This is a genomic window from Pseudomonas sp. WS 5411 (assembly GCF_012985595.1).
GTDB classification, from domain to species: domain Bacteria; phylum Pseudomonadota; class Gammaproteobacteria; order Pseudomonadales; family Pseudomonadaceae; genus Aquipseudomonas; species Aquipseudomonas shahriarae.
Genome location: NZ_JAARMC010000005.1, coordinates 1 through 25763, shown reverse-complemented (window position 1 = coordinate 25763; position 25763 = coordinate 1). Strand labels below are relative to the sequence as shown.

Genomic DNA, 25763 nt, shown 5'->3' with positions numbered 1-25763 from the left:
CTCGGCGCGAAAACCAGTGCAGTTTGGCGAGCCGGTGTTTACCGCAGTGCCCATGTAAAACGCCGCTGCTCTGGGATTCAGGGCAGCGGCGGCATTAAAGGCAGGTTTTGCAGGGGAAGAATCCCGGCGGCAGATTCAGCAGGCGCGGAGATCCTGTCCTTCTAAATGGCGTATTTGCCCCATGGCAAACACCGGCGAAATGTCCGTTTACGAACATTCCCACAGATCAAACAGCTTCAACCTGCAACGCCACCCGCTCGCGGCATGGGCATTCGTCCATATAGCGATGGGCTTCGACGAACTGGCTGAACGCAAACACCCGGGTCTTGAGCGGCACCAGCATGCCGTCGGCGGTCAACTGGTTGATCTCGCGCAGGGCCCGTTGCAATGCGGCCTGGTCCTGGGCAATGCCCAACTCCGGCTTGCCGGTGAAGTTGCCGATGCAGTGCACAAAGAACTGGATGTTTTTCTGGAACGCGGCACAGGCCGGGAACGGGGTCTGGTTGCCACCTTGCAAGCCATACAACACCAGGCTGCCACGGGGTGCGAGCACATCGCCCAACAGTGACATCTGGGGGCCACCGAGGCCGTCGAACACCACATCCACACCGCGTCCATCGGTGAACTTGTTGATTTGCATCAGCAAGTCCTGCTCTTCAGTGACGATGACCTTTTCCGCGCCCAGGGACAGCAGGTATTCACGCTCGTCCGGCGACTTGGTGGCGGCAATCACCCGCGCCCCCAGGGCCTTGCCCAATTGTACGAACGAAGGCCCGGCACAATGGCTGGCATCCGTGACCAGGGCGAATTGACCGGGCTTGACCCGCGCCAAATCGACATAGGCAAAGTAGGCAATCAACAACGGCGTGTAATGCACGCTGGCCTGTACCGGGCTCAAGACATCCGGGTAACGGGTCAGGGCCGAACGGGGCAGGACAATCAGTTCGCCATACACTGGATAGTCATTCGGGCTTTCGGCCGGAAAACTGGCAACCTTGTCGCCAATGGCCAGGTCTTCAACGCCCTCGCCCACCGCCACCACCACACCGGCCATTTCATGGCCAAGGCCCGACGGCAAGCGCGCATGGGAAGACGCCAGGTTCTGCCGCCAGAGAATGTCGTACCAGCTGATGCCAATCGCTTCGACACGCACCTGCACTTCGCCCGGTGCGGGCAACGTGGCTTCATGCTCTTCGCACTTGAGCACCTCGGCCGGACCAAACTTGTGAAAACGGATCGTGCGGGACATCGCAAACCTCGCCAAAGTAACCTCTAATGCCATGAACTTTATCTGGGCTTTCGGGGCAAGGCCACCAGTCGCCATTAATAGTCGTCATGTCTGTCATTGATTCCGCCCCTTCGGAAAATACCCCAGGCAGCGTAGGAAATCTGAATTAGCCGGTGCAGAGTACCAGCCTTTCCCCGTAAGATTCATGCCGGCCATTGTTATCATGTGGCCGCTCACGTCAAGTTCGCTGAATCTGCCAGGACACAAGATGAACCGTAACGACCTGCGTCGTGTCGACCTGAACCTGTTGATCGTATTCGAAACCTTGATGCATGAGCGCAGTGTGACCCGCGCTGCCGAGAAGTTGTTCCTCGGCCAGCCGGCCATCAGCGCCGCCTTGTCGCGCCTGCGCGGGTTGTTCGATGATCCGCTGTTCGTGCGCACCGGGCGCAGCATGGAACCCTCGGCCCGGGCGGTGGAGATTTTCGCCCTGCTCTCGCCGGCCCTGGATTCGATTTCCACCGCCGTCAGCCGCGCCGCCGAATTCGATCCGGCCACCAGCACCGCAGTGTTTCGCATCGGCCTGTCGGACGATGTAGAGTTCGCCTTGCTGCCACCCCTGCTCAAGCGCCTGCGCGCCGAAGCGCCGGGCATTGTGCTGGTGATCCGCCGCGTCAATTACATCCTGATGCCAGGCCTGCTGGCTTCCGGGGAAATCTCCATCGGCGTCAGCTACACCGCCGACCTGCCGGCCAACGCCAAGCGCAAGCTGCTGCGCCGCAGCCTGCCCAAACTGCTGCGCGCCGACAGCGTGCCCGGCTCCCTGAGCCTGGACGACTTCTGCGCCCGCCCCCACGCCCTGGTCTCGTTTGCCGGCGACCTCAGCGGGTTTATTGATGAAGAGTTGGAAAAACTCGATCGCAAGCGCCATGTGGTGCTGGCCGTCCCGCAATTCAACGGCCTGGGCACCCTGCTGGCGGGCACCGACATCCTCGCAACCGTGCCCGACTACACCGCCGAAGCCCTGACCGCCGCAGGCGGCCTGCGGGCTGAAGACCCGCCGTTGCCTGTGCGCAGTTTTGAATTGCATATGGCGTGGCGTGGTTCGCAGGACAATGATCCGGGGGAGCGCTGGTTGCGGTCGCGGATACAGATGTTTTTTGGGGATCCTGAGAGTCTATAGGAGTCGTCTGGCAGGCTGTTTATCTGATCATTTTTGCCTTTCCACAAACTGTGGAGCTCCATCCACTTCAGTAGATTGCTACATTGGGGCGCATCTGAGGGCATGCTTTGATACCTTGTCCGTCACTTTGACCAACAGCGCAGTGGCCGGCGAGACGCGGCTTTCGTCGTAGCTGACTTTCGACGCCCAGTCACCGAAGTTCTCGGTGGTGTTTTCCACGCGCTGGCGGCGGGCGCCCACGGTCCATTGCACGCGGTCATCGGCGAAAGACAGGGTATCGGCAAGCGCATAACTGCCCAGGGTCGCGCGGGTCTGCGAGGTGGTCACGCCATAACCCGGGAAGGTCGGTGTGTCGCCAAAGTCCAGGTTGTCGAAATGGGTGGTACCGGGAATACCGGCCCTGGCGTCCTTGAAGCTGTTGTCGGAGGTGAAACGGGTGGTGGCGAGGGTCCAGGCGTGGCCCACAGGCCCGGTCTGGAATTTGCCCTTCAGGCCTACTTCACCGGATTGCTGGGTGCCGCTGCGGGTCGAGCTACTCGCCGAAGAACTGATGTCACCCACATCGTTGATCAGGGTGCTGGAGTTGATCTGCGCGTTGTCACTCCCATCGCGCGGCCCCCATGCCGCGTAGGCCGTGACGGAATCTGAAGGGTCGCCCGTATTGGACCGGATCCCGGCTAGGGCGCGCCCGGCCTCAAAGGCAGTTTGCAAAGTAGCGACCCGGTGTAACACCGAACGTGCGACGAAACAGTGCAATAAAAGCGCTGACGTTTTCGTAGCCCAATTCCAGGGCCACACGGGTGACCGACATGTCCGCCGCAAGCATTTCCAGGGCCCTTAGCAGGCGCACCCGCTGACGCCATTCGGTAAAGCTGAAACCGGTCTCCACCACAAAGCGCCGTGTCAGCGTGCGCGGTGCCATCCCCACCCAGGTCGCCCAGGCCTGCAGGCCGCGCTCGTCATCGGGGTGATCCGACAGCGCCTGGGCAATCTTGCGCAACCGGGCGTCCTGAGGTATCGGCAAACCCAGGGCCACCCGGGGCAGAGTCTGTATTTCATCAAGCACTACACCGGCCAAACGCGACTGCGCCTGGTCCAGAGGCTTGGCTCCCCACCCCGCAGCACGGGCAACTACTTCTCGCAGAAGCCCGGACACTGCAAGGATGCATGGCGTTTCAGGTAAATCAATGCACGCCAGTTCGCGCACGTAAACGCTCCAACCGGCAAACGGCCCATGGGAACGCACGCCGTGGGGGATATTGGGCGGGATCCACACGGCATGTGTCGCGGGCACCACCCACTGACTGGTACCGGCATCCACCGAAAGCAGGCCCGACGTTGCGCCAAGCAACTGGCCCCGCGCATGGCCGTGGCGCTCGGTAACCCGTGGTTCAAGCTCCTTGCGGATCACTGCAACAATCAACGGATCCTCGGCCGAGGACGCCTCGGCGGGGGAAATCAAGGCAGCTGGCATGAGTGGCCTCATTGGGTTATTGATTGTCTTTAATAACGTAAATCAGCCAACACTACGCCCTTATAGTCAAGGTCTTCAACACCTAGCGAGGAGACACCATGCGCGCAGAAGATATGCTGCCCGATGACAAAAACCATGTACAACGCAACGGTGTCATGATTCGTAAAGGCAGCGTTGGCGCCTTCCTGATCAACGCCAGAGTGTGGACCGCCCCTACCTCCACGCCCGCGGCGCGCAGCGCTGCCGAGCAGGACCTGATCGACAGCCTGCCGGCCCTGCGTGCCCTGGGACTATTTGAAGTGCTTGCGATCCGTGATGGCGCCTTGCAGCGTCTGGTGGATGCACATTGATGGGCTTTTGCCCACAGGGCTATCACTTGCAAGGTCTTTTGAAAGGCCAGTTGTACTTGGAGATGGAGGCTGACCTGGGTCTTGACCTGAACCTTACTTGAGGTTTTATAAGGAGTGCCTGAATCGCAACGTGGCCTCCCTATGAATACCCACCACACCTCACCAGATCAACGTTCGCAACCGGTACCAGAGGTCGATGATCCTCCAAATGCAGGTTGGGCCACCCTCCTCTCTGGCGCCAATGGCGTGCGCTCCCTGGCGTTGGCAGGGGGCGTCGTGCTCCACGCGATCAACGTCTACATTGCCACTACGATCCTGCCCTCAGTTGTCCGGGACATTGGCGGTATCGACTACTACGCGTGGAACACCACACTGTTCGTCACCGCCTCGATCCTTGGCTCAGCACTGTCAGCCAGGCTCCTGGTCGGCTTGGGGGCACGCGGCGCCTACACCCTCGCCACGCTGGTGTTTGCAGCCGGTGCGCTGATCTGTGCGTTTGCCCCATCAATGCCCGTGATGCTGGCCGGCCGTCTGATCCAGGGGTTGGGTGGCGGTTTTCTGTTCGCCCTCTCTTACGCGATGATCCGCCTGGTGTTCCATGAAACCTTGTGGCCGCGAGCGATGGCGTTGGTGTCGGGCATGTGGGGAGTGGCCACGCTGATCGGCCCGGCGGTCGGTGGCGTCTTCGCTGAACTCGGCGTATGGCGCGCGGCTTTTTGGTCGCTCATCCCTGTCGCCGGGTTGTTCGCTCTGTTGGCTGCCGTGGTGTTACCCAAACGCAACGCCATCAGATCACAACGCTTGCCGCTCCCTCTGGCCCAGTTGGTGTTCCTGACGTCGGCCGTGCTCGCTGTTTCAGCCGCCAGCGTCTCATCAACACTCGCCTGGAACATCGCCGGCCTGGGTGCCGCCGCGCTCCTGACTGGCCTGCTGATAATCACAGAAAGCCGCGCCCGCCATCGACTGCTGCCAACGGGCGCCTTCAGGATCACCTCCGCGCTGGGAGTGCTGTATGCAACCCTGTCCTTGCTGGCGGTGGCCGTTACCAGTGGCGAGATCTTCGTGCCACTTTTCCTCCAGGTCCTGCACCATCAATCGCCGCTCGCCGCCGGCTACCTCGCGGCGCTTATGGCGGGCGGATGGACGCTAGGCTCAATCGCAAGTTCCGGGGCACATGGCAAAGGCATCAGGCGTGCGATCCTCACCGGCCCAATCCTTGGCTTGACGGGCATGGCTGCACTGGCCGTTTTGATTCGCGTCGAAAGTAGCGGTGGCTGGCTGACGGTCACGCCGATCTGCCTGGCGCTCGTCGCCGTCGGGTTTGGCGTCGGGCTGGCGTGGCCGCATTTGCTTACCCGGGTATTTCAGGTGACGCCTGCCAGCGAGCAGGACTTGGCAGGCGCGTCGATTACTACTGTGCAACTGTTCGCCACCGCCCTCGGTGCGGCCCTCGCCGGCATGGTGGCAAACCTTGCCGGCCTTACGCATCCCGCAGGCATCGCCGGCACGGCCAATGCTGCCGGCTGGCTGTTCGGTGTGTTTGCGGTCGCGCCCGGCGTTGCCATTTTTACCGCCCTGCGGGTGATCCGGTGTTACTCCAAAGACCAGGCAATCACTGCAGGGCACCGGTAGAGGTCACTGCCCAAAAACGCCTTGGCGCCTCAGGACTCCGACATCACCACCATCACTTCGGCGGCGGTGCCATCCTCGCCTTCCGCCAGGTAAATATGGCCGATTGCACTATTGAAATAGGCCGTCTCACGACAGCCGATGCTAAGGGATTCACCGGTTTCAAATTGAATGCGCACGCGGCCTGACAGGACGACCGCGAACTCTTGCCCCGGGTGCCGGATGTAGTCTTCGAATTGACCCAGTTCCCGCGCATAGATCCGCGCATACATGGGCGTCATGCTGCGCCCGGGGAAATCCCCGGCCATCGGGTGATAGTCATAATTGCCCGTGCTGTAGCCGGCCGCACCGTCGATGGCGGTACTGACCACCGTAGGCTGTTGGGCGCTGACACCTTGCCTGGTCGGGCTGAACAGCTGGGCAATATCTATATTCAGGGCCCGCGCCGCAGCCGCCAGTTTTTCATAACTGACCGACACCTGCGCCAGTTCCATCTTCGACAAGGTCGACAAAGCCACACCTGAGCGCTCGGACAGTTGTTTGAGCGTCAACTTCTGGTGCTTGCGGATCACACGCAGGCGGGCGCCAACCTGGGCGCGATCTATCAAGGGATGGGTTGTGGAACCCGAGGCGCAATCGGAACTCATGCAGGCTCTCTGTCGTACAAAAAACGGTGCCTGGAGCTGAGCCAGGGCATGGGCAGGAATAATACCTCATGGTTGTGGGTTGACTGGAAAATTCTCATATCTTACATTTCTCTTATCTGAGAATTATAAAAACACAGGAAAGGGCATGTCGTCCCTTCCCCAGAGACAGGAGGTACTCGCAGTGCCCAACAGCGAATGTTTCGATTTCGCCATCATCGGCGGTGGTATTGCGGGGGCCTCCCTGGCTTATCGCCTGGCCGGCCAGGCCAGTGTCGTGGTGCTCGAACGTGAAAGCCAGCCGGGTTACCACGCCACCGGGCGCTCTGCTGCAATGTTCATGGAGAGCTATGGCACGCCACAGATCCAGGCCCTGACCCGCGCCAGCCGAGGCTTCTATGAGCAGCCGCCCGCCGCGTTCACCGAACATGCACTCCTGGAGCCGCGCGGCTGCCTGTACATCGCCGGCCAAGAGCAGCAATCCCTGCTGCAACAAACCTTCGCCACCAGCCGGGCGCAGGCCGGCAACGTGTCATTGATTGATACCGAGCAGGCCCTGGCATTGGTGCCGTGCCTGCGCCCCGAGGCGGTTGCCGGGGCGATGCTCGAGACCGATGCCCGCGACCTCGACGTGCATGCGCTGCACCAGGGCTTTTTGCGGGCCATGCGGCGGGCCGGCGGGGTGCTGCACTGCGATGCCCAACTGAATGTCGCCACCCGCGAAGGCCTTCAATGGCACCTGGTACTGGCCGACGGCCGCCAACTGCGCGCGCGCCACCTGGTCAATGCCGCAGGCGCCTGGGCCGATCAGGTCGCACAGCAGTGCGGCGTGCCGCCCGTTGGGTTGCAACCGTGCCGACGCTCCGCCTTTACCTTCGACGGCCCCGAAAACACGGACTTTTCCCGCTGGCCGGCGGTGATCGGTATCGACGAAAGCTTCTACTTCAAACCCGACGCTGGCCAATTGCTGGGCTCACCGGCCAATGCCGATCCTGTCCCACCACAAGATGTAATGCCCGAAGAGCTGGATATCGCCACCGGCATCTATCACATCGAGGCCGCCACCTCCTTGACCATTCGCCGCCCACGCCATAGCTGGGCCGGCCTGCGCTCATTCGTCGGCGACGGTGACCTGGTGGTCGGCTGGGACAATCATTGCGAAGGCTTCTTCTGGCTGGCGGCACAGGGCGGTTATGGCATCCAGTCTGCAGCCGGTGTATCGCAACTGGCCTGCAGCCAATTACTCGATCTTCCCCTTCCCGAGACTCTGCGCCACCAGGGCGTCGAGCCACAACGCCTGGCCCCTGGCCGCTTGCGTTAATTCATCCCCCCAATGAGGTGCATAGCATGTCTGACACTTTCCAGCGTTACCCCAGCCACCTGCCCTACCCGTTCTCCAAGGCCATTCGGGTCGGTGATTTCCTGTACCTCTCCGGGCAAGTCCCCATGAACCCTCTGGGCGAAGTGGTGCTCGGTGATATCCGCGAGCAGACCGAGGCGGCCATGGCCCGCATCGGCGAAACCCTGGCCGAATGCGGAGCAAGTTTCGAGCAGGTGATCAAGGCCACCGTGTGGCTGTCGGACATGCAGCATTTCGCGGGTTTCAACGACGTGTATAAGCGCCACTTCGACGGTGGCTTCCCGGTGCGCTCCACGGTCGGCGGCGCCCAATTGGCCTTGGGCGTCGATGTCGAGATCGAAGTCCAGGCATGGGTCGGCGCCCGTTGATCCACCCCTGCCGTTTGCCAGAGCGATGCCCCGGTAGGCCATGAGCAGTGGCCTTCCCCCCTGAGCGATAACAACAATAATTTGAGGGAAGTCGTCATGAAAGAAAGTCTGAAAATAGCCGGCGCATTTGTCGGCGTCATTGTCGGTGCAGGGTTCGCCTCCGGTCGGGAGCTGCTACTGATGTTCGTGGATTTCGGCGTCTGGGGGCTGCTGGGTTCGGTGGTCAGCGCCGCGCTCTTCATCTTTCTCGGCATGGCGTTGGCGGGCATGGGCAGCCGGCTGCGGGCAAAGTCCCACAAGGACGTAGTGCATGCGTTGTGCGGACGCTACCTGGGGACCTTTGTCGACCTGATGATCACCTTTTTCATGTTTGCGGTAACGGTGGTCATGCTGGCCGGGGGTGGCGCCTTGCTGGAACAGCAGTTCGGCATTCCCGCCCTGTTCGGCAGCGCTGGGGTGACGCTGATCGTGGTCGCCATCGTGTGCCTGGATGTGAAGAAGGTCATTGGCATGATCGGCGCCGTCACGCCGCTGCTGGTCCTGACAGCGGCAGGCGTGGCCCTGTATGGCGTCGCCACCCGGGGCCTGAGTTTCGGTGAACTCAACCAACTGGCCAGCCAGCAAGACCCTGGCGCGAGCCATTGGCTGCTGGGCGCGTTGTTGTATGTGTCCTACAACATCGTGGCCGGGGTGCCGTTTCTTGCGATCATGGGCGGCGCCGCCAAATCCGAGAAACAGGCGATCTGGGGTGGCATTTTCGGCGGAGCATTACTGGGGCTGTTGATGTTGGTAATGAGCCTGGGTCTGCTGTCACGCCTGGACAGCGTGGCGGAACTGCCCATGCCCATGCTGTCCATCGCCACTGAGGTTTCGCCGGCCCTCGGCCTGCTGATGGCGTTGATCATTTTCCTGATGATCGTCAATACGGCCGTGGGGACCTTGTATTCCTTTTCGGCCCGATTGCTGCCGGCAGGCACACGTACATTCCGCATTGGCTCGGCAGCCTTCGGTGCATTGGCATTCGCTGGCAGCCTGGTGGGATTTGTCAGCCTGGTGGGCCAGGTCTATCCACTGTTCGGTTACCTGGGCTTTTTGCTGATTGGTGCAGTGGTCGTGGGTTGGCTACGCGTAGGGGGATTGTGGCTGGCCAGTAACGGTAGATGATTCGGTACACCTGCGCCGCACACAAAAGCTAACCGAGCAAGGCCTGGGGCCCTGCTCGGTCAGGGTCTAAAGCAGCGTCCAGGTGTAACTGAGGATCAACCGGTTCTCATTGATATCGCTGCGGTAGTTTGAGCGCGCCATCACATTGCGTACCCGAATCCCCAGGCCACTGAGCACGCCGCTTTGCACGGCATACCCGATATCCAGGTCACGCTCGCGGTCCCGGCCCTCGTAGCCGCCGCCGGTGTTGACGTTGTCGCCGGTGATATAGCGCACCGTGGTAGTCAGCCCCGGCACCCCGAATGCCGCGAAGTTGTAGTCATAGCGCACCTGCCAGGAGCGCTCGTCGGTATACGCAAACTCGTAGGTGGGGACTTCGTTGCCCAATGGCGTGACATTGGCAAATACCCGGGGGAAGGCGCTGTCGCCGTACATCGCCTGGTACCCCACGTAAAAGGTATGGCCACCGCGCCTGGCCGACAGCAGCGAGAAAAACGCCTGGTTGTCGATCTTGCCGAGTAACTGCTCGCCCTCCTCGCGCGCTGTGTAGTAACCCAGGTTGGCGCCCAGCACCCACGTCCCGAACGGCTGGCTGTGCTTGAGGCCGATAAAGTCCTGGGCGTAGATGTCCTGCAACTGGCCATGCCAGAGGCTGACACTGGTGCGTTCGCGATTAAACGCGTAGTCGCCGCCGACATAATTGAAGGCATCGCTCTGAGCCCCACGCTGCGGCACATGGCCGAGCATGGCGATCATCTTGCCGTCACCGGCCTCGTTGCGCAGGCTGGTGGTGCTCAGGTGCCCCGCCTGCAGGGTCAGCCCCGTGATTTCATTGGAGCTGAGACTGAGTCCCTGATAACTCGGCGGCAGCAAGCGAATGTCGCTGAACGCCAGCACCGGCAGGTTCGGCTGCAATTCCCCAACCTTCAGTTCGCTACCGGATAACCGCGCCTTGAAGGTCAAGCCCAGGCGGCTGTAGTCGTCGGCAGCGCGGCCGTCGTCCTTGACCGGCAACAAGCCGCTATTGACCCGGTCCGGACTGCTGTCGAGCTTGAGGCCCAGGGTGCCCAGCGCATCCAGGCCAAAGCCAATGGGGCCGGGGGTATACCCGGATTTGTAAGTCAGGATAAACCCCTGGCCCCACTCCTGGGCCTGGGACTGTTGGTTGGCGCCGACAATATCGGAGAAGTCGCGGCTGAAGTAATAGTTGCGGGCCTGCAAGGTAGCCGTGGAACCCGCGAAAAAACCACCCTCGCCCGCCGTTGCCGCAAGGGGCAGCCCTAGCAGGGAAAGCCAGATACGTTGTGTGTGCATGTCGTTGCTCTTTGTTTTTATTATCGACAGGTCGGACAGTTACAGCGCCTGGGCGGCGGGCAACCGGATAGCGGTGCGCCGCTCATTCAAGGCGAACACCGTCATGGCCAGGGCCGCAATGGCACCGGGCACGGCAAAGGCCATGAAGTTCAGTTGCAGCGGCAGCTCGATCGCCATCAGCGCGCCGCCTAACAGTGGGCCGACGATGGCGCCATTGCGCCCGATGCCGGAGGCCCAGCCCAGGCCAGTGGCGCGAATCGACAAGCCATAGAGTTGCGCCGCCCCCGCATACAGAAGGATTTGCGTGCCGATGGTGGTGGCACCCGCAATAAAGATCAGCAGGTACAAGACCGGCATCGGGCTGTTGATGCCCAGCAGGCTGATGGAAACCACGGCGGCAACAAAGAAGCAGATCACCACTTTCACCAGGTTCAGCCGATCCCCCAACCGCCCGCCAATCAACGCCCCGGCCATACCGCCCAGGTTCAGGGCAATCAGGAACGACAAGCTCGACCCGAGGCTGTAGCCAGCCCCGGCCATCAACTTGGGCAGCCACGAACTCAAGGCATAGACCATCAACAGGCAGCAGAAAAACGCGGTCCAGATCATCGCCGTACGCATGGCCAGGCCATGGCGGAACAGCTCCACCACCGACGCGCCTTTGCTCTTGACGTCCGCGATGAGCAGTTCATCCCCGGCGTTGATCGGGGTGTCTGGCGACAGGCGATTAAGCAGCACTCGGGCCTGCTCTACACGGCCCTGGCGGATCAGAAAGCCAATGGATTCGGGCAACCACAGCACAATCACCGGCAACAGCAGCAGTGGGATGACGGCGACAAAAAACATCGACGACCAGCCATAGGCCGGCAGCATGAAAATCCCCACACTGGCGGCGAGCATGCCACCCAGGGAATAGCCGCTGAACATGAAGGCCATCAAGGTGCTGCGCACTTTTTTCGGCGCATATTCGTTGATCAGCGCCGCCGCGTTGGGCATCAGCCCACCACAGCCAAGCCCGGCGATAAACCGGCAGATGCCGAACTCCGTAGGGCTGCTGGCAAAGCCGTTGATCACCGTGGCAATGCTGAACAACGCAAAGCAAAAGACGATGCCTTTCTTGCGCCCGAAGCGGTCCGCCAGGGTGCCGAAGATCAGCGCGCCGAACATCATGCCGAACAGCGCATAACTGCCCAGGGCGCCGGCCTGCAGGGGCGTCAGCCCCCACTCGCGCATGATCGATGGCAAGACCACGCCATAGATAAACAAGTCATAGCCATCAAAGATCAACAGCAAGGCACACAGGCTGACAACCAGCCAATGGAAGCGATTGAAAGGGGCATTGTCGATAATCGAATGAACGTCATGGGTACGCATGGCAGTGCTCTCTTTATTGTTGTTGTGAGTCAATGTCTGCAGGTAACGGTGAATCAGCCGAGGTCGCCACCTCCTACCGGCAAGGTCACGCCGGTGATATAGGAGGCCTCGTCAGAGGCCAGAAATAGAATCGCGCCCGCTTGCTCGTCGATGCTGCCGTAGCGTTTCATCGGGCTGCTGTCGAGGGTCTGGTCGACGATCTGCTGGTACCACACGCGCTCCTGCTCGCTTTGCGGCTGGCTGTTGCGCGGGATGCGCCGCGGTGGGGCCTCGGTGCCGCCCGGTGCGGTGGCATTGACACGGATGCCGCTGCCGGCGGTCTCCAGGGCCAGGCACGCGGTCAGGGCATTGACCCCGCCCTTGGCCGCGCCATAGGGCACCCGATTGACCCCGCGTGTGGCGACCGAAGACACATTGACGATGGCCCCACTGCCCTGCTCCAGCATGTAGGGCAGCACGCAATGGCAACACCACAGCGTGGGGAACAGCGAGCGGCGCACTTCGGCTTCGATTTGCGCTACCGCGTAGAACTCAAAGGGCTTGGCCCAGATAGTCCCGCCGACGTTGTTGATCAGAATGTCGATGCGCCCAAACCGCACCTTGGCGGCGGCCATGACCTCGGCACACGCGGCATGTTGCTCAAGGTCGGCGATCAGGGTCAGCAGCCGTGCATGCTGCAACTCATGCACCAGCTCCGAGCGATCGACCGCAACCACCCAGGCGCCCTCCGCCAGCAACCGCTCGGCCACGCGCCGGCCGATGCCCTGGGCGGCGCCGGTAACCAGCGCTACCTTGGTGTCAAAACGTGGATTCATGCTGATCTCCTCACGCGGCGTCAGAACTTGCGACGGCATTGGCGGTGAATTTCTCGTAATGGAAGCTGGCCGGGCTCACGCCTTGGTGCTTGAAGTGTTGGCGCACCGCATCGACCATCGGCGGCGGCCCGCACAGGTAGACATCGACATCGCCGTCGTGGAGCGCCTCGCGGGCCATATGCTGGGTGACATACCCCTGGCGCGGGTGCGCGGTCTGCGGGTCGGCCACGCAAGTGACAATCGTGAGCTGGGGCAAGCGCGCGGCGAAGGCCTCAAGGGCCTCAAGCAGGACCAGGTCCTGATCCCGCGTTACCCCGTAGATCAGTGTGATCGGCCGAGTTTCCCCGCGCCGCGCCAACACCTCAAGCATCGACAGAAACGGCGCCAGACCGGTGCCGCCGGCCAATAACAACAGGGGCCGCACCACCTCGCGCAGGTAAAAACTGCCCAGTGGTCCAGTCATCGGCACGCGATCGCCCGGCTGGGCGCGTTCCAGCCAGCTGCTCATCAAACCGCCCGGCACATGCTTGATCAGGAAACTCGCGTGCGTATCGCCAGGGCGGCTGCTGAATGAATAGGAGCGCGTCTGCCCACTGTCGGGCACACCGATATTCACGTACTGGCCGGGTAAAAACACCGGCGCCTGGTCCAATGCAAAGCTCACCTCCAGCGCGGCATCGGCGTGGCGGGTAATGCTCGCCAGCGTCGCGGCAAACTGCGTGGTGCCGGTCTTGCACGCACTGGACGGCAGCGGCACGGCAATCACGCAATCGGATTGCGGCACCATCTGGCAGGTCAGCACCTGGCGTTCCCGGGCTTCGTCGGCGCTCAGGGCGTCGTCGATATAGTCGTCACCCAAGTCGTAGGCGCCGGTTTCACAATGGCATTTGCAGGTACCGCACACCCCGTCGGAGCAGTCCATGGGCAGGTTGATGCGTTGGCGAAAGGCGGCGTCGAGGACCTTCTCCCCCACCTTGCAGTCGATGAAGCGGGTCACCCCATCTTCGAAGTTCAGGGCAATGGCATAGCTCATGGCGGTGTCCTCAGATGTGGTAGATGTCGATGACCTGGTGGATGTAATCGTTTTTCAGCACCACCTTCTTGCGCGTGATCAGCGGCTGCTCGCCACTGATATCCAGGCCATAGAAGGACGTCCCGAAATAGCTGTCCGTGGTCTTGTAGCGGTGGCTGAGGGTGTGCCAGTTGAAACGCAGCTCTACGTGCGCGCCATCGTCGGCCAGCACTTCGAGGTTGCCGAGCAGGTGCACCGTGCGCGGCTCGGGCGTGCTGGCGCTGGATCGCTCGGTCTTGATCCGGAAGATCCGGTCTTCCAGGCCGTCGCGGCTGGGGTAGTAGATCAGTGAGATTTCGCTGTGCGGGTCTTCGGTGAGGGTGTCGTAGTCGTCCCAGGCGGGCATCCAGAACTCCACTTTGGGCGAGTAACACGCCAGCCATTCATCCCACTGGCGGTCATCCAGCAGACGCGCTTCGCGGTAGAGAAAATCCAGCAGGCGGTCACGGGACAGGCTCATGGCTGCACCTCCCGGTCGCTGGCGATCAGGCCCCGCTGTTCGCGCTCGATTGCGCGCTGCAGGCTTGCGGCCCAATGCGCATGCTGGCGCACGAACAAGCCTTCGTCTTCGGTCTTCACCCCGCTCAGTTGCGGGTGCATGCCCATGGCCCTGGCGTTGTCGTCGGCCCCCTCCACCCACTGTTTGGCGCCACGGCTCAGGTCATTCCACAGGGTGGTCGCCCCCTGGTAGCCGGTCTGGCAGGCGCGGAACTCCTCCAGGTCATCCGGGGTGCCCATGCCGCTGACGTTAAAGAAGTCTTCGTACTGGCGAATCCGCGTCGCCCGCTCCTGGGCGCTTTCGCCGATCGGCGCCATGCAATAGATGGTCACTTCGGTCTTGTCCACCGCGAGGGGCCGCACCACACGGATCTGCGTGGAGAACTGGTCCATCAGGTACACATTGGGGTAGAGGCACAGGTTGCGGGTCTGGTCGACGATAAAGTCCGCACGCGCCTTGCCCAGGCGCTCGGCCAATGCTTCGCGGTGGGCATGCACCGGACGCACCTCGGGGTTGAGCAAGCGCGTCCACAGCAGGATATGCCCGTGATCGAAGGCGTAGACCCCGCCCAGGCTTTTCGACCAGCCATTGGCATCGACCGTGCGCGTGCCTTCGGCCTCGTAATTGCGCCGGCCCATGGTCGCCGAGTAGTTCCAGTGCACGGAACTGACGTGGTAACCGTCGGCACCGTTCTCGATCTGCAGCTTCCAGTTGCCGTCGTAGACATAGGATGAACTGCCGCGCAGCACCTCCAGGCCCTGGGGAGCCTGGTCAACCATCTGGTCGATGATAACGCGGGTCTCGCCCAGGTAATCACTCAGTTCCGGCACCGCGTCGCTGAGGCTGCCGAACAGAAAACCGCGGTAGTTTTCAAAGCGCGCCAGGCGCTTGAGGTCATGGGAGCCGTCACAGTCGAAGCTGTCCGGGTAGGCCCCGGTCTTGCCATCCTTGACCTTGAGCAGCTTGCCGGCGTTGCTGAAGGTCCAGCCGTGGAATGGGCAGGTGAAGGAGCCCTTGTTGCCCTGCTTGCGCCGGCACAACATGGCGCCGCGATGGGCACAGGCGTTGACCAGGCCATGCAGGGTGCCCTGTTTGTCGCGGGTGATCACCACCGGCTGGCGGCCAATCCAGGTGGTGTAGTAGTCGTTGATTTCCGGCACCTGGCTTTCATGGGCCAGGTACAGCCACCCGCCTTCGAAGATGTGCTTGATCTCCAGGGCAAACAGCTCGGGGTCGGTAAAGATGTCGCGGCGGCAGCGGAACACCCCGGTAGCGGGATCTTCCTGAACGGACTCGCGCAGTTGTGCAGCGAGGCGCTCGAGTGTACTGGTCATGGGGCAGGCCCTCCGTTGTTCTTGTATCAGGCGCCCTCACCGTACGTGTTCGTCCTGTTCCTCAATATCCGCTTCCTGCAAATCAGTATCCGGCTGGCGCAAGCCGCTTAGCGATGGCGCTTCCAGGTCTGCGAAGGCAGCTCACCAAAGCGTTTGCGATAGGCCTCGGAGAAGCGCCCCAGGTGCATAAAGCCATGGTCCAGTGCCACCTCCGTCACACTGCGCGCGGTAGTCAGTTGCAAACGCGCATGCACCCGCTCCAGCTTGCGCTGGCGCACATAATCACGGGGCGACAGGCCCACCTGGCGTTCGAACAGGCTATACAGCGAACGCTCACTGACCTTGGCCACCGCCATCAACTGCTCGATGCTGATGTCCTCGCCCAAGTGTCCCTCGATAAACTCGCGCACGGCCTCAAAACCGCCGCCTTGCGCCGCCTGGGGAACCACCCGCAACACATTGCTGGCCAGCAGCGCCAACAGCTTATTGGCCACAATCCGCTCATACAGGCCCTGCACCTCAGGCTCGGCGGCGTTTTCCGCCTCATGGCAGATCAGCCCCAGTAACTGCAGAAAACCGTCCATCTCACTCAGCGCCCGGCGTGCATCCGCAAAGCGAATACCCGGCTGCGGCAGCGTCCAGTGCTGCGCCAGGCAAGCGTTTTCCAACAGACGCACCGGCAACTTGATGATGAATTTTTCGCAGTCGGCGGAATAGGTCAGGTCCACCGGGTCATCCGGGTTGATCAGCAAGATCTCCCCCGGTCCGAAGACCTGCTCCCCGCCCCGGGAATTGGAGCGGCAGTGGCCTGTCAGCAGGATCTGCAAGTGATAAATGGTTTCCAGCGCCACCGACGTGACCCTGACCGGCGCGCCATAGCTGATACGGCACAAGTCCAGGCTGGAAAAGGTCCGGTGACTGATACTCGCCATCGGCCGGCCCTTGGGCGGCAGGCGGATACAGTGGCTGCCCACATGCTGGTTGACATAGTCCGACACGGCATAGGCATCGGCGCCCTGGAAAATCTGGCTGCGCTCACTCAATAGCACGGTCATGGTGCGCCTCTTTATCGTTATTGGCCTCAGGCTGAGGCGTGATGCCGCGACCGTCCAATATGGATAAGGTCTGACGGGATACCTGGGAGGTATGGTCGGCTTTGCGTGGGGCGATAATCCGCACTAGGCCGGGCATCATGCGGCGCACGACCGCTTGGGGGGCGACATGTCTTGATACGTGTTCCGTAGCGCCTTAGATCAGAAGTGCGCTCATGGGACGTGCTGCCACTTTTTATAAACGGGCGCGGGTTGCGGACTTCGAGGTGGGCTAGTCTCGGCCCTCGACAAGCGGGGTCAATATCTCCAGAAAACAGGAGTTACGAGTACCAACACCGTCAGGATTTCCAACCTTCCCAGAAGCATGCCAACGGTCAGTAGCCATTTTGCGGCATCCGGTAATGATGAGAAGTTACCGGCCGGGCCAATGATTGTGCCAAGCCCCGGCCCGACGTTACACACCGCAGTAGCGGCACCGCTCAACGCGGTTGTCCAATCAAGCCCGATGAGCGCCAGGCCCAAGGCAATCGCGGCAATGGTGATGGTGAAGAAAAACGAGAAGGTCAATAGCGAGCGCACGATCTCTTCGTCGATGGGATGGCCGTTGTATTTTTTCTGAATCACGGCTCGAGGGTGGATCAACTGCTTCAAGCTACTGACCAGTAGAGCGGCAGCCACCTGAAAACGGAAGATTTTAAGCCCGCCTGCAGTGGAGCCGGAACAACCACCCACGAACGTCAGATAGAAAAACAGCAAGACCGCGAAGCTGCCCCACAAGGTGTAGTCGCCAACAGCAATTCCGGTGGTCGTGACCACCGAGGTCACGTTGACTGCCACGATACGAAACGCATCCCACCACCCGTAATCGCTGTGAAAATACAGCCAGGTTCCCACGGCCAGCGATGTGACAAGCAAGAATCCAATAAATCCGCGTACTTGGTGATCCTTGATCAGCGCACGCCGATTACCCCGCAATGTGGCGACGTACAAGGTGAACGGCATACTGCCCAGAATCATGATGGCCACTGCCACCCAGTGAATCGTTGGTTGTGTCCAATGCCCGAGTGAGGCATCGGAAGTTGAGAACCCGCCGGTAGAGATCAACGACATTGCGTGGTTGATCGCGTCAAATGGCGTCATTCCAGCGAGCCAGAGCGCGATTGCGCCGATGCCAGTAAGCCCGCAATAGAGCAGCAGGATGTACTTGGCGCCCACATGGGAACGCGGCGTCATTTTCTCTGACCAGTCTGAGGACTCTGTCTGGAACAGCCGCATGCCACCCACTCGTAACAGTGGAAGGATCGCCACCGCCATGCCAATAAATCCTATGCCTCCCAACCAATGCAGCATGGAGCGCCAGATCAACAAGCCGGGAGATGAGGTGTCCAGGCCACTGAGTACAGTCGAGCCGGTGGTTGTGATGCCAGACATCGTTTCAAAAAACGCGTCGGTGTAACTGATGTCAGTGATGAACAGCATTGGCAACGCTGCGAAGGTGCACACCACCACCCAACTGCCCGTCGTCAGCAGATACATATCTCTCGGGCGAAGCTGACCAGTATCCGGGCGCCCCCGGACGACCAACAGGAGGCCACAGATGAGGGTAATCAAACTCGACCAGAGAAATGCCGACAGATCGTCGCTACGGCCGTAGACCACCAGCGTGATCATGGGAATAGCCATGCTTATGGCCAGCGTGACCAGAAAAATGCCTAAGATAAATCCAATAAGCCGAATTGCTGCGAGGGACATGAGGCGCGTTCCAAATTATCACCGCGCAGTATTCGATGCCGAACCTGGAAGCTCCGTAAATTTTGCGTAAAATTTTCACGAGCAAGCCGTCAGACTGCGTGCGTCAAAGACAGCTTTTGGCCCAGAGCAATTCAACCAGCAGCATGCTGCCAAACCGGTATGACCTCATCACGTAGCCGGGTACCCGACTCGCTTAAAGCATCTGCATTTCAGTCGCCATTATTATTTCCCCATTTAATAACGAAAAAGCTCGTTGTAAAGATAAAAAATTATCTGTATTGCCAACATTCAAAACTAGAATCGACCATCCAATTCGCTAGAGGCGAATAGATCGAGGAAAGACATTTCTTAATATTACAGAGCGAAGCACGAATAATTTAGTTAGGCTGGTCTTGTTTTGAACGTATACAACAGGATGTGCCGTGTGAAGCCCCTAGCGACAAACCCAAGATTCGCCATTGTCTTAGCTGTTTTTTATACACTATCGATGGTTCTTGCGGCCAAAGTAACTTACCTGATGATTTTTTCCCATGAGTTCCTGGCCAGCGAAGGCCGCAAACGAACAACGCGAATGATTGAAACGATCCCCGTTCGCGGGACTATATTCGACAGATTCAGTCAGCCGTTGGCAGTTTCCACACCGGTGAGCACCTTGTGGGTAAACCCTAAACAGTTTGACCCAACAAATCAGCAAGCAGCCCTACTCAAAGAACATCTTGACATCAATGAATCACTAACAAAAAACCTAACACTAAACACTCAAAACAAATCCTTTGCCTATTTGGCCAGAAGGATTGATCCCCAGCTGGCGAACACGATAATGGAACTATCTATTCCTGGCGTTTATGAACGCCAGGAATACAAGAGATACTACCCTCAATCCTCGATGCTTGCTCAGTCAATAGGCTTCACCAATATTGACCAGAACGGTATCGAAGGTATCGAATTAATGTATAACCATAAACTTTCTGGCCTGCCTGGCATAGAAGAGCACACGTTAAACCTACACAAGCGAGCCACCCGTGAAATCGTTGTGCACAAACCCTTTACTCCGGGAGACAATCTGCATTTGACGATTGACTCCACACTTCAACATTACGTTGAAAAAGCACTACTGAAAGCCCTCATGAAAAATGCAGCCAAGTCTGCAAGTGCGATCCTTATACACGCTAAAACAGGTGAGATATTAGCACTCTCTACAATGCCCTCCTTCAATCCCAATGCACGCAAAAGCTTCAACGCGGAGCTTATTCGAAATCGCGTTTTCACTGATGTGTATGAGCCCGGCTCAGTGATAAAACCATTCAGTATGGCAGCCGTTCTGACGGCTAAAATAATTGACAAAGACGCCATTATTCAAATAGCACCAGGATTCGTAAAGATAAATGGATATACCATTAGGGATGTAGGCAGAGACAGCCAATTGGATTTGGCGGGAATTATCCGCCGCTCTTCAAATGTAGGCATGAGCAAGGTCGCGATTCCGACAGGTGGCGCAGTCATCTCGCAATTGCTTACTGAGTTGGGATTCGGAATCAACACCGCTATCTACTTCCCCGGAGAAAGCGTCGGGACGGTTCCAGTCAACCGGGTGTGGTCCGACATTGCTACAGCGAGCCTCTCATACGGATACAGCTTGTCTGTCAACTTGGCACAACTGGCTCAAGCCTATACCGTCTTTGCGAATGACGGGAATCTAGTTCCACTATCAATAATCAAAGGCGAGGCAAAGCCGTCACGCAACGTCATAAGTCCGGAGGTCGCCAACAGTGTTCTAAGCATGATGGTGCAGGCCGTGGATGGCCCTGGAGCAGGTGGAAAGCGCGCAGCCATCGACGGTTATACAATTGCAGGCAAAAGCGGCACGTCACGCAAGGCATCCAGCGGCGGATATCAAAACAATAAATATAGAGCCATGTTCGTAGGTATCGCTCCGGCCAACGCGCCGGAATTCATAATGGCCATAATCGTAGATGAACCCACTGCCGGAGGCTATTTCGGGGGAGCTATTGCGGCACCGATTTTTAAGGAGGTCCTTGAAGACGCTCTTCGGATCAGAAATATTCCGAGTGATGAGCGTCGTTCTACTCGCGCCACGCCTGGGCGTGCTGGGGCCCCATCGCCCGCGATGTTTACGACGCCTATACACTCGCAGCCACTATTGCGAGCCCATATACCCGCAACGGGTTGAACGCTCAGTCTGAACTGGGCAGTAAGCTGGGTTCCCAATGATGAGTTGGATGTGGGCCAGCTTTCCGAGTGCAACTCAATGATCATTGCTAGGGAGCCATTTCTCGCAGCAACGCGGCTAGCGATGAAACGGCAACAGCCCCTAGAGCTGAAAGCGCGAGATGTTCTCTCGCAATGTCACGCTGGTGCGTGCCAATCCTTCGCTTTCCTGCTGAGCGCTGCGGAAGGCTGCAGCGGATTGCTCGGCGCTTTCGCTGACGGTCACGATGCCCCGGCTGATCTGCTCGGCAACGGTACTCTGCTGCTCGGCGGCAGCGGCGATTTGATGGTTCATGCCGTTGATCCGCTCGATCATGGTGACGATCGTGCTTACCGCGTCACCGGCCTCGGAAACGCCGGACACCGACTGCGCACTGGAGTACTTGCAGCGTTGCATATGCTGCGAGGTCTCATCGGCAATTTTCTGCAGACTGGCGATCAGCCCCTCAATCTCTGAGGTGGCCTTCTGGGTACGCTGAGCCAGGCTGCGCACCTCGTCGGCTACCACCGCGAAGCCGCGTCCGGCCTCGCCAGCACGGGCAGCCTCGATGGCAGCGTTGAGCGCCAGCAGGTTGGTCTGGTCAGCCACCGACTTGATCACTTCAAGCACGCCGCCGATATTGCCGGTTTCATTCTTCAGCCGGCTCATGGCCATGTTGGACTGTTCGATTGTCTCGGCCAGTTCGCCGATCATGTTCACGGCATCTTTGGCCTTCTGCTGGCTGTACAGGGCCGCGCTATCGGCCTCGCTGGCGGCACTGGCGGCGGATTCGGCATTGCGCGCGACATCCTGCACGGTGGCGGCCATTTGGTGAACGGCGGTGACGATCTGCTCGACCTCGCACTGTGCCACGGCCACGCTTTCGGCGTTTCTCAGGCTCGACTGGCTAAGCTCCTGGCTGGATTCGGCCACGGTCTGTGAGGACAGGTTTATGCCCTTGGTCATGTCCCGCAGGTTCTCCTGCATGCTCAGCAAGGCGGCCATGATGCTGGCTTGTGGTGGCTCAATCGTGCGCTCGCTAGCGCGCAAATCGCCCTGGGCAACTCGCTGGGCGAGCTGGTTGAGTTCACTCGGTTCGGCACCCAGTGCGCGCAGCAGGTTACGGCTGATGACGTAGCCCAGTACCGCTGCTAGCAAGACGGCCAGCGCCGTAATGGCGAGCAGCAGGTTGCGTTGTGACAGATAATTTGCGTCATTTTCGCTGACCTGCAGGTCTGCCTTCTGGTTGGTGTAGCTCAGGTATTCGCCAATTGCCCGGGTCAGCTCGGCCAGCAATGGTGTGCACTGCTCGCTGACCATGCGCATGGCCTCATCGTTTTCACCCTTGAACAGGTGTTCGGCAATGGTGTGCGCTACCGGTTTGTAGCGGCTCTCGACCTGCTCGATGGTTGAGAACAGCTCACGTGATCTGGGCGACACATCATCATGGGTATCAATTGCCTGGCGTAGCGCGGCGAGGCTGCTGGCCACCGTTTGTTCGTTAAGGGCAATCGCGCCCCGCTGCTGTCCTCTCGCAGTGACATTGCTGTTCAAGGCGATGTTACGCAGGGCAATCGCGCGCTGGGCGGCGGCGTCGTTCAGTGTGTTGGCCAGGCGGGTACGTGCATCAACGCCATTAACGTAGAGAAAAAAATCCTTATTGCTGTTAGCCAGGGCGTACAGCGAGATCGCGGCGATCAGCAACATAAACGCGACCAGGCTGGCATAGCCGGCATAGAGACTGGTGCGTGTAGAGAACCGGAGAGTGTGCGATGGCATGATGTACCTGCGTAATGAGAGGAGCAATTAAGGGACACCTGCAAGGGTATGTATTCGCCCCTGGTCCGCATCCTGCGCAGGTATTCTTTTGTTCATCGGCAACGAGTAGCGGCGTTGTTTCCTGGCCAGCGATACTTGTACAAGAATTTATTCCTGTACAACTCTTGTACAGATATATTTGGATGATGTCGTCATGACATCACTCCATCCCGATGAACGGTTAGTCACCTCCGGTTTCTGACAGGCGCGAGAAATAGAGGTCGGGCTGACTGTCGCCAACGTCAGCGATAGCTCGAAAGCGCTCCTTTCTCTGACAACATCGCCCTAGCCCGCGCTCAACCCCCACAACACATCCAACACATGCTGCGTCGGCCGCTCGACGTCCCCACCACGGTGGGCAATACCGAGTTGACGCCACAATAAAGGCTGTAATGGCCGCATGACGATCCGGGTATCGGGCAATGGCGTGGAGGCTTCATGGGGCAACAACGTCGCACCGTAACCGGCCGCCACCAGGCTTTTGATCGCATCGTTGTAGTTCAGTTGAATACGCGGCGTGGGCTGGCGTCCATCACTGGCGAACCACTCCGAGGTCAAGCGCGAAAGCCGAGTAGTGTTGTCATTCAGAATCAATGGCTGAGCGGCCAGCCAACCAGGGCTCACAACCTCCGGGCATTCCCAGCGTGCCGGCAAGAAAGCCATGACCGGGTCCCGCCGCCATGGTTCGATCCGCAATGCCTTCACCGGGGTCTGTGGCAGCGCGACCAGACCGATCTCCAAAGAGCCCTCGGCAAGCTTCTTCAAGGTTTCCTGCGACGTGAGCACCGCGACCTGCACATCAATAGCGGGATGGCGTTGGCTCAAGGTCTCCAACGCTTGCGGCAACAACTGCGCGATAGCCCCCGTGGAGGCACCCAGCCGCACACGCCCGGCCAAGCCCTGCACCTGACGCTCCACATCCTCAAGCGCCTGCTCGGCATCCGCCAACAGGCGCCGCGCGCGGTCCACCAGGGTTCCTCCTATCGCCGTAGGCTGCACGCGCCCACGCGTGCGCGACAACAGCTTGCCGCCAACCCGCGACTCCAGGTCGGCGATATGCAAACTCACCGTGGGGGGCGCCAGGTGCAGTGCACGGGCCGCCTCGGCAAACGAACCCAGGTCGGCAATGGCCACCAACGTGCGCAGACGGTCCAGGCTGATTTCGCGCATGATCACTCATCCTTCAGAAAAACTGAATCTCATCGTTTGGAAATTCAACTTTTCCTATCTTAACCCCGCGCTGAAGATTGGAACTCCTGATTTCCTATGTCCGAGAGCATTCCATGGCAAGCCCCCTTGTATTCATCGACGGCGACCAAGGCACCACCGGGTTGCAAATCCATCAACGTCTACGCGACCGGACCGATCTGCGGCTCATCACGCTCAGCCCCGAACACCGCAAGGACCCGCAACGTCGCGCCGAAATCATCAACGCCTGCGACATCGCGATTCTCTGCTTGCCCGACCAAGCCGCACGCGACGCCGTAGCGAGCATCGAAAACCCCGCCGTTCGGGTGATCGATGCGAGTTCGGCGCACCGCACTCATCCAGACTGGACCTATGGTTTTGCGGAGATGAACTCGCAGCAGGCCCAACACATCGCCCTGGCGCGGCGGGTCAGCAACCCCGGTTGCTATCCCACGGGGGCGATAGGGTTGCTGCGCCCATTGCTGGAGGCCGGGTTGCTGCCCAGGGACTTCCCGACGAACATTCATGCGGTGTCGGGCTATTCCGGAAAAGGCCGCGTCGGCGTGCAAGAGCATGAGGGAGAAGGCGCATCACAGGCGCCGTCGTTTCAGGTTTATGGCCTGGGGCTGGCACACAAACATATTCCGGAAATTCAGCAGCAAAGCGGCCTGACGGAACGGCCGATGTTTGTGCCGGCCTATGGGGCTTTTCGTCAGGGGATCGTGCTGACCATACCGTTGCAACTTCGGTTGTTGGCGCCGGGCGTGGATGCGCTGCGATTGCATGCGTGCCTTATGCAGCACTACATCGGTGCGGAGCATGTACAGGTGATGTCGATGCAAGAGTCTAAAGAGTTGACGCACCTTGATCCTCAGGCGCTTAACGGGACGGACAGTTTGCGCTTGGTGGTGTGTGAAAATGATGAGATGGGGCAGGTTTTGTTGGCTGCGGTGTTTGACAATCTTGGGAAGGGAGCCGCTGGAGCGGCGGTGCAGAATCTGGACTTGATGGTTGCAGGAAGCCGTTTGCAATCCAGTCGGGCTTGGGGTTAAACGGTCGTCCACGGCAGGCAGCAATCGGCCAGAAGCAGACGCTGGACAGGACAGCTACCCAACCTCGACTAGATTCTAATTCGATCTGCTCAATCGCCGTACTGCTGAGGTTTCGTCGCTGGCGGATGCACATGTTTTGACGGAAAATTCGGTGCTTTAGATATTAGCCGCCAAGGAACGGACATGGCATTGACCAGCAAGATCACTCCCTACAACCCAACTTGGCCCGCCCGCTTTCTGGCAGACATGCCACTCATCGCTTCGGCCTTTGGCGATGAACTGATTGCCATACACCACGTTGGAAGCACCTCTGTTCCAGGCCTCGCGGCGAAGCCCGAGATCGATGTTCTTATCGAGGTTCACGATCATCGCAATGCCTCGGCGAGGGACGAGATGTTGATGGGGTTGGGATATGTACGAGGAAGTGATCTATCGGAAGGGCATCATTTCTATCGGCGTAATGTGGATGAGATTCGCACGCACAAGCTCCACGCTTGTACCCGTGGCCACCTTACGATCACCCAGATGCTGGGGTTCAGATATTTGCTTAGGCGCGATGCCTCGATCCGCCAGCAGTATGAAGCGCTGAAACTTCAGTTGGAGTCGAGCAATACGGGTGGGATGGCTGAGTATCTGGAGAAAAAGTCTCCGTTTATTATCGCGGCGCTACTTCATGCCGGTATATCCATTCCTGAATGACCGAGGGGTCGCTGAGCGACCCTGGTATCAATTGTCCGGTTTGGGTCGATTGCTGCCATGAATCGCCCCGGGTTTCGTAGACACCTCCATGCCTTAAACTGAGGCCAATCAGGAGGTGCCATGAGCAACCCACGTTATCCCGAAGAATTCAAAATCCAAGCGGTCAATCAAGTGACCGAAAAGAA

23 protein-coding genes are annotated in these 25763 nt (G+C 59.6%); 9 read left to right on the top strand and 14 right to left on the bottom strand.

Annotated elements, in window-relative coordinates; all coding sequences use genetic code 11:
• Positions 1–226 precede the first annotated feature (226 nt).
• Complete coding sequence (locus HBR93_RS10600; RefSeq protein WP_057438444.1) at positions 227–1249, bottom strand: zinc-dependent alcohol dehydrogenase family protein; 1023 nt, start codon at positions 1247–1249, stop codon at positions 227–229.
• A 247-nt stretch (positions 1250–1496) separates the two neighbouring features.
• On the opposite strand from HBR93_RS10600, the gene HBR93_RS10595 reads away from it, so the two are divergent.
• Positions 1497–2411 carry a LysR family transcriptional regulator gene (locus HBR93_RS10595; RefSeq protein WP_057959684.1) on the top strand — a complete coding sequence of 305 codons (915 nt, stop codon included), beginning with the start codon at positions 1497–1499 and terminating at the stop codon, positions 2409–2411.
• 78 nt (positions 2412–2489) lie between these two features.
• On the opposite strand, the gene HBR93_RS10590 is transcribed toward HBR93_RS10595, so the two are convergent.
• Together HBR93_RS10590 and HBR93_RS10585 are read right to left on the bottom strand one after the other, a co-directional pair.
• Positions 2490–3122 (bottom strand): hypothetical protein, encoded by a 633-nt coding sequence (locus tag HBR93_RS10590; RefSeq protein WP_262377285.1) that lies wholly within the window; start codon positions 3120–3122, stop codon positions 2490–2492.
• Entirely contained in the window at positions 3106–3885 is a 780-nt protein-coding gene (locus tag HBR93_RS10585; protein WP_169960295.1) for a helix-turn-helix transcriptional regulator, read from the bottom strand. The genes HBR93_RS10590 and HBR93_RS10585 overlap by 17 nt, the downstream gene beginning before the upstream one ends.
• 98 nt (positions 3886–3983) lie before the next feature.
• Here HBR93_RS10585 and HBR93_RS10580 point away from each other — a divergent pair, with 98 nt between their 5' ends.
• Complete coding sequence (locus HBR93_RS10580; RefSeq protein ID WP_169960294.1) at positions 3984–4235, top strand: hypothetical protein; 252 nt, start codon at positions 3984–3986, stop codon at positions 4233–4235.
• A 141-nt stretch (positions 4236–4376) separates the two neighbouring features.
• Positions 4377–5867 (top strand): MFS transporter, encoded by a 1491-nt coding sequence (locus HBR93_RS10575; protein WP_169960293.1) that lies wholly within the window; start codon positions 4377–4379, stop codon positions 5865–5867.
• A 29-nt stretch (positions 5868–5896) separates the two neighbouring features.
• Here HBR93_RS10575 and HBR93_RS10570 read toward each other — a convergent pair whose 3' ends face one another.
• The gene (locus tag HBR93_RS10570; RefSeq protein WP_057959698.1) at positions 5897–6511 is read right to left on the bottom strand and encodes an XRE family transcriptional regulator; all 615 of its coding nucleotides are present in this window, start codon (positions 6509–6511) and stop codon (positions 5897–5899) included.
• A 181-nt stretch (positions 6512–6692) separates the two neighbouring features.
• Between HBR93_RS10570 and HBR93_RS10565 the strand changes: the two genes are divergently transcribed.
• The 3 genes from HBR93_RS10565 to HBR93_RS10555 all read left to right on the top strand — a co-directional run bounded on the left by HBR93_RS10565 (position 6693) and on the right by HBR93_RS10555 (position 9400).
• Entirely contained in the window at positions 6693–7829 is a 1137-nt protein-coding gene (locus tag HBR93_RS10565) for an FAD-dependent oxidoreductase (protein ID WP_169960292.1), read from the top strand.
• Between the two features lie 26 nt (positions 7830–7855).
• Positions 7856–8236: a RidA family protein gene (locus HBR93_RS10560; protein WP_057959700.1), complete on the top strand. Its 381-nt coding sequence runs from the start codon at positions 7856–7858 to the stop codon at positions 8234–8236.
• 96 nt (positions 8237–8332) lie between these two features.
• Positions 8333–9400 (top strand): hypothetical protein, encoded by a 1068-nt coding sequence (locus tag HBR93_RS10555; RefSeq protein WP_169960291.1) that lies wholly within the window; start codon positions 8333–8335, stop codon positions 9398–9400.
• A gap of 66 nt (positions 9401–9466) precedes the next feature.
• Here HBR93_RS10555 and HBR93_RS10550 read toward each other — a convergent pair whose 3' ends face one another.
• The 8 genes from HBR93_RS10550 to HBR93_RS10515 form a co-directional block, all read right to left on the bottom strand.
• Positions 9467–10714 (bottom strand): OprD family porin, encoded by a 1248-nt coding sequence (locus HBR93_RS10550; RefSeq protein ID WP_169960290.1) that lies wholly within the window; start codon positions 10712–10714, stop codon positions 9467–9469.
• A 39-nt stretch (positions 10715–10753) separates the two neighbouring features.
• Positions 10754–12088, bottom strand: coding sequence for an MFS transporter (locus HBR93_RS10545; RefSeq protein WP_169960289.1), 1335 nt, complete (start codon positions 12086–12088; stop codon positions 10754–10756).
• 53 nt (positions 12089–12141) lie between these two features.
• Positions 12142–12903: a 1,6-dihydroxycyclohexa-2,4-diene-1-carboxylate dehydrogenase gene (locus HBR93_RS10540; RefSeq protein WP_057959704.1), complete on the bottom strand. Its 762-nt coding sequence runs from the start codon at positions 12901–12903 to the stop codon at positions 12142–12144.
• 10 nt (positions 12904–12913) lie between these two features.
• Positions 12914–13936, bottom strand: coding sequence for a benzoate 1,2-dioxygenase electron transfer component BenC (gene benC, locus HBR93_RS10535; RefSeq protein WP_169960288.1), 1023 nt, complete (start codon positions 13934–13936; stop codon positions 12914–12916).
• A 10-nt stretch (positions 13937–13946) separates the two neighbouring features.
• Entirely contained in the window at positions 13947–14435 is a 489-nt protein-coding gene (benB, locus tag HBR93_RS10530) for a benzoate 1,2-dioxygenase small subunit (RefSeq protein WP_057444779.1), read from the bottom strand.
• Positions 14432–15808, bottom strand: coding sequence for a Rieske 2Fe-2S domain-containing protein (locus HBR93_RS10525; RefSeq protein ID WP_169960287.1), 1377 nt, complete (start codon positions 15806–15808; stop codon positions 14432–14434). Before HBR93_RS10525 ends, benB begins: the two co-directional genes overlap by 4 nt.
• Positions 15809–15915: 107 nt before the next feature.
• Entirely contained in the window at positions 15916–16863 is a 948-nt protein-coding gene (locus HBR93_RS10520) for an AraC family transcriptional regulator (RefSeq protein ID WP_057959707.1), read from the bottom strand.
• A gap of 294 nt (positions 16864–17157) precedes the next feature.
• Positions 17158–18612 (bottom strand): TrkH family potassium uptake protein, encoded by a 1455-nt coding sequence (locus HBR93_RS10515; RefSeq protein WP_169960286.1) that lies wholly within the window; start codon positions 18610–18612, stop codon positions 17158–17160.
• A gap of 424 nt (positions 18613–19036) precedes the next feature.
• Here HBR93_RS10515 and HBR93_RS10510 point away from each other — a divergent pair, with 424 nt between their 5' ends.
• Complete coding sequence (locus HBR93_RS10510; protein WP_169960285.1) at positions 19037–20803, top strand: penicillin-binding protein 2; 1767 nt, start codon at positions 19037–19039, stop codon at positions 20801–20803.
• Between the two features lie 141 nt (positions 20804–20944).
• Here HBR93_RS10510 and HBR93_RS10505 read toward each other — a convergent pair whose 3' ends face one another.
• Together HBR93_RS10505 and HBR93_RS10500 are read right to left on the bottom strand one after the other, a co-directional pair.
• A complete protein-coding gene (locus HBR93_RS10505) occupies positions 20945–22600 on the bottom strand; it encodes a methyl-accepting chemotaxis protein (protein WP_169960284.1) in 1656 nt (551 codons plus the stop codon).
• 324 nt (positions 22601–22924) lie between these two features.
• Complete coding sequence (locus HBR93_RS10500) at positions 22925–23809, bottom strand: LysR family transcriptional regulator (protein ID WP_169960283.1); 885 nt, start codon at positions 23807–23809, stop codon at positions 22925–22927.
• Between the two features lie 113 nt (positions 23810–23922).
• Between HBR93_RS10500 and argC the strand changes: the two genes are divergently transcribed.
• Both argC and HBR93_RS10490 read left to right on the top strand, forming a co-directional pair.
• Positions 23923–24879, top strand: coding sequence for an N-acetyl-gamma-glutamyl-phosphate reductase (gene argC / locus HBR93_RS10495; protein WP_057438425.1), 957 nt, complete (start codon positions 23923–23925; stop codon positions 24877–24879).
• Positions 24880–25062: 183 nt separating this feature from the next.
• A complete protein-coding gene (locus HBR93_RS10490) occupies positions 25063–25578 on the top strand; it encodes a GrpB family protein (RefSeq protein WP_169960282.1) in 516 nt (171 codons plus the stop codon).
• Positions 25579–25763 lie beyond the last annotated feature (185 nt).

What these genes read in the sequence shown, in the direction of transcription:
- HBR93_RS10600 (WP_057438444.1), bottom strand. Translation starts at nt 1,249, where the DNA reads ATGTCCCGCACGATCCGTTTTCACAAGTTTGGTCCGGCCGAGGTGCTC.
- HBR93_RS10595 (WP_057959684.1), top strand. Translation starts at nt 1,497, where the DNA reads ATGAACCGTAACGACCTGCGTCGTGTCGACCTGAACCTGTTGATCGTA.
- HBR93_RS10585 (WP_169960295.1), bottom strand. Translation starts at nt 3,885, where the DNA reads ATGCCAGCTGCCTTGATTTCCCCCGCCGAGGCGTCCTCGGCCGAGGAT.
- HBR93_RS10580 (WP_169960294.1), top strand. Translation starts at nt 3,984, where the DNA reads ATGCGCGCAGAAGATATGCTGCCCGATGACAAAAACCATGTACAACGC.
- HBR93_RS10575 (WP_169960293.1), top strand. Translation starts at nt 4,377, where the DNA reads ATGAATACCCACCACACCTCACCAGATCAACGTTCGCAACCGGTACCA.
- HBR93_RS10570 (WP_057959698.1), bottom strand. Translation starts at nt 6,511, where the DNA reads ATGAGTTCCGATTGCGCCTCGGGTTCCACAACCCATCCCTTGATAGAT.
- HBR93_RS10560 (WP_057959700.1), top strand. Translation starts at nt 7,856, where the DNA reads ATGTCTGACACTTTCCAGCGTTACCCCAGCCACCTGCCCTACCCGTTC.
- HBR93_RS10555 (WP_169960291.1), top strand. Translation starts at nt 8,333, where the DNA reads ATGAAAGAAAGTCTGAAAATAGCCGGCGCATTTGTCGGCGTCATTGTC.
- HBR93_RS10550 (WP_169960290.1), bottom strand. Translation starts at nt 10,714, where the DNA reads ATGCACACACAACGTATCTGGCTTTCCCTGCTAGGGCTGCCCCTTGCG.
- HBR93_RS10545 (WP_169960289.1), bottom strand. Translation starts at nt 12,088, where the DNA reads ATGCGTACCCATGACGTTCATTCGATTATCGACAATGCCCCTTTCAAT.
- HBR93_RS10540 (WP_057959704.1), bottom strand. Translation starts at nt 12,903, where the DNA reads ATGAATCCACGTTTTGACACCAAGGTAGCGCTGGTTACCGGCGCCGCC.
- benC (WP_169960288.1), bottom strand. Translation starts at nt 13,936, where the DNA reads ATGAGCTATGCCATTGCCCTGAACTTCGAAGATGGGGTGACCCGCTTC.
- benB (WP_057444779.1), bottom strand. Translation starts at nt 14,435, where the DNA reads ATGAGCCTGTCCCGTGACCGCCTGCTGGATTTTCTCTACCGCGAAGCG.
- HBR93_RS10525 (WP_169960287.1), bottom strand. Translation starts at nt 15,808, where the DNA reads ATGACCAGTACACTCGAGCGCCTCGCTGCACAACTGCGCGAGTCCGTT.
- HBR93_RS10520 (WP_057959707.1), bottom strand. Translation starts at nt 16,863, where the DNA reads ATGACCGTGCTATTGAGTGAGCGCAGCCAGATTTTCCAGGGCGCCGAT.
- HBR93_RS10515 (WP_169960286.1), bottom strand. Translation starts at nt 18,612, where the DNA reads ATGTCCCTCGCAGCAATTCGGCTTATTGGATTTATCTTAGGCATTTTT.
- HBR93_RS10505 (WP_169960284.1), bottom strand. Translation starts at nt 22,600, where the DNA reads ATGCCATCGCACACTCTCCGGTTCTCTACACGCACCAGTCTCTATGCC.
- HBR93_RS10500 (WP_169960283.1), bottom strand. Translation starts at nt 23,809, where the DNA reads ATGCGCGAAATCAGCCTGGACCGTCTGCGCACGTTGGTGGCCATTGCC.
- argC (WP_057438425.1), top strand. Translation starts at nt 23,923, where the DNA reads ATGGCAAGCCCCCTTGTATTCATCGACGGCGACCAAGGCACCACCGGG.
- HBR93_RS10490 (WP_169960282.1), top strand. Translation starts at nt 25,063, where the DNA reads ATGGCATTGACCAGCAAGATCACTCCCTACAACCCAACTTGGCCCGCC.